Source organism: Herbaspirillum sp. C7C2, assembly GCF_022627865.1.
In the GTDB taxonomy this organism is placed as follows: domain Bacteria; phylum Pseudomonadota; class Gammaproteobacteria; order Burkholderiales; family Burkholderiaceae_D; genus Herbaspirillum; species Herbaspirillum frisingense.
Map to the genome: position 1 here is coordinate 1 of NZ_JABXGI010000061.1, position 377 is coordinate 377.

The window sequence follows — 377 nt, forward strand, 5'->3', positions numbered from 1 at the left end:
GGCGCGTAACCGGCTTCCACCAGGGTTTCGAAACCGGCCTTGATCAGTTCCACGGTACCGCCGCACAGCACGGCCTGTTCGCCGAACAGGTCGGTTTCGGTTTCTTCGCGGAAGTTGGTTTCGATGATGCCGGCACGGCCGCCGCCGTTGGCGGTGGCGTACGACAGGGCCAGGTCACGGGCGCTGCCGGACTTGTCCTGGTGCACGGCGATCAGGTGCGGCACGCCGCCACCCTGGCTGTAGGTCGAACGCACGGTGTGGCCAGGGGCCTTGGGGGCGATCATGATGATGTCCAGGTCAGCGCGCGGCACGACTTGGCCATAGTGGATGTTGAAGCCGTGGGCGAAAGCGACGGTGGCGCCTTGCTTGGCGAACGG

At 66.0% G+C, this 377-nt stretch carries 1 pseudogene; it reads right to left on the reverse strand.

The window, feature by feature from the left end:
• A pseudogene (locus HWE04_RS24230) lies at nt 1-377 on the reverse strand (ketol-acid reductoisomerase); the annotation flags it as partial.